Raw genomic sequence first — 5,063 nt, 5'->3', positions numbered from 1 at the left:
GGTTGAGGTGTTGGATCTTGGGCACGCCGCGTTCGTCGCCGAGCACTGCCAGCCCGGCCGGGTCGAGTCCGAAGTGCACGCCGCCGGCCGCGGGAAGGCCGAGCCAGCGGGCGATCAGCACCCGGCCGAAATGCCCGTGCCCGACGAGGATCACGTCGGTGTCCACCAGCGCTTCGCGGGCCCGCTGCAGCACCTTGTCGGCGCGCGCGGTGACCTGCTCGGCGCTTTCGCCGCCCGGGATCGGCTGGGACCACACGGTCCAGTCGGGGGCGTTCTCGCGGATCTGGGGAGTGGTGAGCCCCTCGTAGTCGCCGTAGTCCCACTCGGCCAGGTCTTCGGTGGTTTCGTCGACGACCAGTCCGGCCAGTTCCGCGGTGCGGACGGCACGGTGGCGGGGGCTGGACAGCACCAGTGCGGGCCCCTTGCGCAGCCCGCCCAGGGTCAGGCCTGCCGCTCTCGCCTGGTTCTCCCCGGCGGCGGTGAGCGGGATGTCGGTGCGGCCGGTGTGTCGCCCGTTCGAGGACCACTCGGTCTGGCCGTGACGCAGCAGGAAGAGTTCGTGGTCCACCCGGCGAATATAGCCCGCCCCCAGGCGGCGGCCGCGGGACGAAGCCGGACTGTGGGGATACCCACCGTCACCCTATCGGGCTACTTAACGGCGTTTACAAGAGTATAATAACGCGAATATCGTTCGCGTCATGTCTCGACACCTGTCTCGTAGGCGCTTCCTTGGCGCGGCCGCCTTCAGCTCGGCCGCGGCTGTCGGTCTCACCACCGTCTCCCTGCCCGGTACCGCCGCCGCGGCCCAGCAGGAAAGCGAGTTCTCGCCCGCGGTGGTGATCGGTACCGGTTACGGCGCCGCGGTCACCGCGCTGCGCCTCGGCGCGGCCGGCATTCCGACGGTCATGCTGGAAATGGGTCAGCTGTGGAACACACCGGCGGCCGACGGCAAGATCTTCCCGAGCATGCTCAGCCCGGACAAGCGCGCCATGTGGTTCAAGAAGCGCACCGAGGCCCCGCTGGCGTCGTTCCTGTGGCTGGACCTGGCGAACCGGAACATCGACCCGTACGCCGGTGTGCTCGACCGCGTGCACTTCGGCGACATGTCGGTCTACGTCGGGCGCGGGGTCGGGGGCGGCTCGCTGGTCAACGGTGCGATGGCGGTGGTGCCGAAGCGGTCCTACTTCGAACAGATCCTGCCCGCGGTCGACGCCGACGAGATGTACGGCACCTACTTCCCGCGCGCCAACGCGGGACTGGGCGTCAACCACATCGACCCCGGCTGGTTCGAAAGCTGCGACAGCTACCAGTTCGCGCGCGTCTCCCGGAAGCACGCGCACAACGCCGGCCTGGCCACGACCTTCGTGCCGAGTGTCTACGACTTCGACTACATGCGCCGGGAAGAGGCCAAGGAGGTGCCACGCTCGGCGCTGGCGTCGGAGGTCATCTACGGCAACAACCACGGGAAACGCTCCCTGGACAAGAGCTACCTCGCGGCGGCGCTGGGCACCGGCAACGTGACCATCCGCACCCTGCACGAGGTCCGCGACATCATCCGCCAGCAGGACGGCACCTGGGTGCTCACCGTCCGGCAGAGCGACCCCGACGGCAACGTGCTCGCGGTCAAGCAGCTCGGCGCGAAGTACCTGTTCCTCGGCGCGGGCAGCCTCGGCTCCACCGAACTGCTGGTGCGGGCGCGCGACACCGGCAAGCTGCCGGAGCTGTCCGACGAGGTCGGCCAGGGCTGGGGCACCAACGGCAACGTGATGCTCGGCCGCGCCAACTACCTGTGGGACACCACGGGGGCGCTGGAGTCGGGCATGCCCGCACTGGGCATCGACGCCTGGAACGACCCGCGATACCCGGTGTTCGCGGAGATCGCGCCGGTGCCCGCGGGGGTCGAGACCTGGGCGAGCCTCTACCTGGCGATCACCCGCAACCCCGAACGGGGGTACTTCACCTATGACGCGGCCAGTGACTCGGCGCGGCTGCAGTGGGAGATCTCGCAGGGACAGCCGTCGATCGACGCGGCGAAGAACCTGTTCGACAAGATCAACGCGGCGAACGGGACGATCTACCGCTACGACCTGTTCGGCGACACCAGGGCCTTCGAGAACCGGTTCACCTATCACCCGCTGGGCGGCCTCGTGCTGGGCAGGGCCACCGACCTCTACGGCCGGGTCAAGGGCTACCGGAACCTCTACGTGACCGACGGCTCCCTCATCCCGGGCAGCACCGGGGTGAACCCGTTCGTCACGATCACCGCGCTCGCGGAACGCAACATCGAGCGGATCCTCGCCGAAGACCTGCGCTGACGGGCTGCGCGGTGCCGTGAGGGGTCCCTTCACAGTCGATACGACCGTGAGGGGACCCCTCACGGCTTTTCAGGCCGGTACGGAGCCGGAGGCGCGCAGCGCCTCGTAGTGGGCCACGCAGTCCTCGTAGCGGGGGAGGAGCCCGGCCGCTTCGGCCTCGGCCAGCGTGGGCGCCCCGATGTCCTTTTCGGACAGGGTGAAGGGCAGGTCCGCGGGCCAGGGCAGGCCGAGGGCGGGATCGAGCGGGGTGATGCCGTGTTCCCCGGACGGGTTGTACCCGGTCGAACACAGGTAGGCCATCGCGGTGTCGTCCTCCAGCGCGACGAAGCCGTGCCCGAGGCCCTCGGCGAGGTAGACGGCGCGGAAGTCGACGGCGTCGAGGTGTACCGCGTCCCAGCGGCCGAAGGTCGGCGAACCCAGGCGGAGGTCGACGACCACGTCCAGCAGCGCCCCTCGCGCGCAGTACACGTATTTCGCCTGGCCGGGTGGAGTGTCGGCGAAGTGGATGCCCCGGATCGTGCCGCGCCGCGACACGCTGTGGTTGGTCTGCCCCAGGCGCAGGGGGTGACCTACCGTCCGGGTGAGCACGGCCTCCTGGAACGGAGCTACGAACAGGCCGCGGTGATCGGGGAACTTCCGTGGGGTGAATTCGTAGGCGTCCCGGACCGCCAGCTCGCGCACCTGCATGCCGGTAAGGGTAACCGCGGCGGGCCGCGTCACTTCCCAAGCCGGACGGACGTCTTGGGAAGACGGCCTTGACCAGCAGTTTCTGTGATGTCAACCGCACCTGGGCGTCAGACCCCCGACCCGGCCTGCCACACTGGGGGGACCGCCGCGTCCGCGCCGTCGCCTCACCAAGGGCTGGGACGGCCGATCAGGACGCCTGGCCGGTAGGCGGCGCCACCGCGCCGGGCTGCCGAGCAGCAGGAGCCAGTGTTTGTGTTACTGGGGATTCGGGGACGCCGCGGTGTCCCCGCTCGCAGTCCCGGGAGAGGGATCCGACAATGACCTACGCTCAGACCTCCGATTCGACGACAGGGAACGGGATGCAGGACAACGACGCGTCGCCGGTGACCGACGACGAGATCTTCCATGGCCACGAGGGCGGCAAGCTGTCCGTCGCGGCCGTCCGGCCGATCTCACAGCCGCGCGATCTGTCGGTGGCCTACACGCCCGGCGTGGCCAAGGTCAGCCGGGCGATCGCGGAGGACGCCGCGCTGGCGAAGCGCTACACCTGGGCGGACCGGCTGGTGGTCGTGGTGAGCGACGGGACCGCCGTGCTGGGGCTCGGTGACATCGGCGCGAGCGCCTCGCTGCCGGTCATGGAGGGCAAGTCCGTCCTGTTCAAGACCTTCGGCGGGCTCGACTCGATCCCGCTGGTGCTCGACACCACCGACGTGGACGAGATCGTGGAGACGCTGGTCCGGCTCCGTCCGTCCTACGGTGCGGTGAACCTCGAGGACATTTCCGCGCCGCGCTGCTTCGAGCTGGAGGACAAGCTCAAGGCGGCGCTGGACTGCCCGGTCATGCACGACGACCAGCACGGCACGGCGATCGTCACGCTGGCCGCGCTGCGCGGGGCGAACATTGTCCTCGGTCGCGACATCTCCAAGCAGCGCGTGGTGGTTTCCGGTGCCGGTGCCGCCGGTGTGGCCTGCGCCCGGATCCTGCAGGAGGCGGGCGTGGCCGACGTCACCATGCTGGACTCGCGGGGCATCATCCACTCCGGCCGGGAGAACCTGAACCCGGTCAAGGAGAAGCTGGCCGAGACGACGAACTCGGCGGGCCTGCGGGGCGGGCTGGCCGAGGCGCTGGAGGGCGCCGACGTGTTCCTCGGGCTGTCCGGCTCGACCTTCGACGAGTCGCTGCTGGCCGCCATGGCCGAGGACCCGATCGTGTTCGCGCTGTCCAACCCCGATCCGGAGGTGCGGCCGGAGATGGCCGCCAAGTACGCCGCGATCGTGGCCACCGGGCGCAGCGACTACCCGAACCAGATCAACAACGTGCTGGCCTTCCCCGGCGTCTTCCGCGGTGCGCTGGACGCCGGGGCCCGCGCGATCACCGAGAACATGAAGCTCGCGGCGGCGGACGCGATCGTCGCCGTCGCACAGGACGACCTGGGCCCCGACCGCATCGTGCCGAGCCCGCTCGACCCGCGGGTGGCCCCGGAGGTGGCCGCCGCGGTGGCGAAGGCCGCCATCGCCGACGGTGTGACGGCCTGATCCCGCGAGCCCCCCAGTGTCGCTGGGGGGCCACAAGGGGGCTCCGGTGAGCCCACCGGAGTGCCTGCCGGCGCTAAGGTGATCACGGGAGAACGGGCGCGGGAGGCGGCGTGGGGATCGAGTTCCGGGGCGTGACCAAGCGGTACCCGGACGGGACGGTCGCGGTCGACGACCTGAACCTGACCGTCGAGGACGGCAGCATCACGGTGCTGGTGGGCCCGTCCGGCTGCGGGAAGACGACCTCGCTGCGCATGATCAACCGGATGGTCGAGCCGACCTCCGGGCAGGTGCTGCTGGACGGCAGGGACGTCCGGGAATCCGATCCGCCGGCGCTGCGGCGCGGCATCGGGTACGTGATCCAGCAGGCCGGGCTGTTCCCGCACCGCACGGTCCTCGACAACGTGGCGACCGTGCCGCTGCTGTCCGGCTGGGGCCGGCGCAGGGCACGGGCCCGGGCCGCCGAACTGCTGGAGCTCGTCGGCCTGCCCGCCGAACTGGGCAAGCGCTATCCGGCGCAGTTGTCGGG

The 5,063-nt window shown here is 70.3% G+C and carries 5 protein-coding genes; 3 read left to right on the top strand and 2 right to left on the bottom strand.

All coding sequences use genetic code 11. The features are described from left to right. A partial coding sequence (locus tag FNH05_RS32015) for an acid phosphatase (protein WP_144592584.1) occupies nucleotides 1–568 on the bottom strand: 568 nt, incomplete at its 3' end. Between the two features lie 130 nt (nucleotides 569–698). On the opposite strand from FNH05_RS32015, the gene FNH05_RS32010 reads away from it, so the two are divergent. Then, nucleotides 699–2,315, top strand: a complete 1,617-nt coding sequence (locus tag FNH05_RS32010; RefSeq protein WP_144592583.1) for a GMC oxidoreductase — start codon at nucleotides 699–701, stop codon at nucleotides 2,313–2,315. 69 nt (nucleotides 2,316–2,384) lie between these two features. Here FNH05_RS32010 and FNH05_RS32005 read toward each other — a convergent pair whose 3' ends face one another. Then, on the bottom strand, nucleotides 2,385–3,002 hold the full coding sequence (locus FNH05_RS32005) for a dTDP-4-dehydrorhamnose 3,5-epimerase family protein (RefSeq protein ID WP_144592582.1): 618 nt from the start codon (nucleotides 3,000–3,002) through the stop codon (nucleotides 2,385–2,387). A 359-nt stretch (nucleotides 3,003–3,361) separates the two neighbouring features. On the opposite strand from FNH05_RS32005, the gene FNH05_RS32000 reads away from it, so the two are divergent. Continuing rightward, on the top strand, nucleotides 3,362–4,537 hold the full coding sequence (locus FNH05_RS32000) for an NAD(P)-dependent malic enzyme (protein ID WP_144592585.1): 1,176 nt from the start codon (nucleotides 3,362–3,364) through the stop codon (nucleotides 4,535–4,537). A gap of 110 nt (nucleotides 4,538–4,647) precedes the next feature. After that, a partial coding sequence (locus FNH05_RS31995; RefSeq protein ID WP_144592581.1) for an ATP-binding cassette domain-containing protein occupies nucleotides 4,648–5,063 on the top strand: 416 nt, incomplete at its 3' end.

Source organism: Amycolatopsis rhizosphaerae, assembly GCF_007713715.1.
Lineage (GTDB): Bacteria > Actinomycetota > Actinomycetes > Mycobacteriales > Pseudonocardiaceae > Amycolatopsis_E > Amycolatopsis_E rhizosphaerae.
The sequence above is the reverse complement of the archived record's forward strand: the minus strand, read 5'-3'. Positions and strand labels throughout refer to the sequence as shown.

Coding starts and splice junctions, on each gene's coding strand:
- FNH05_RS32010 (WP_144592583.1), top strand. CDS start 699: ATGTCTCGACACCTGTCTCGTAGGCGCTTCCTTGGCGCGGCCGCCTTC.
- FNH05_RS32000 (WP_144592585.1), top strand. CDS start 3,362: ATGCAGGACAACGACGCGTCGCCGGTGACCGACGACGAGATCTTCCAT.
- FNH05_RS32005 (WP_144592582.1), bottom strand. CDS start 3,002: ATGCAGGTGCGCGAGCTGGCGGTCCGGGACGCCTACGAATTCACCCCA.